Annotated in this window: 1 protein-coding gene; it reads right to left on the bottom strand. The window is 55.6% G+C overall.

Going from position 1 to position 225, the window contains the following annotated elements; all coding sequences use genetic code 11:
- Window positions 1-225, bottom strand: a 225-nt coding sequence (locus tag HEM79_RS22470) for a pyridoxal-dependent decarboxylase (protein ID WP_286178689.1), incomplete at both ends; no start/stop codon positions are given.

Genomic DNA, 225 nt, shown 5'->3' with positions numbered 1-225 from the left:
CATCCGCCAGGTAAGTGGCGACCTGGTAAGAGGCGTTTTGTACTTTGGTGTAGCCCTCACGACCGAGGCGCAGGAATTCATAGTATTGCGCAATCACCTGACCGGCAGGGCGAGAGAAGTTGATGGCGAAAGTCCCGATTTGCCCGCCAAGATAGTCAACGTTGAACACCAGTTCTTTCGGCAGTGCTTCTTCATCACGCCAGATAACCCAGCCGCAGCCGAGCG

Origin of the sequence: Escherichia sp. 93.0816 (genome assembly GCF_013368855.2) — a bacterium.
Classification (GTDB): Bacteria; Pseudomonadota; Gammaproteobacteria; order Enterobacterales; family Enterobacteriaceae; genus Escherichia; species Escherichia ruysiae.
This window is presented reverse-complemented; position numbering and strand designations above follow the sequence as displayed.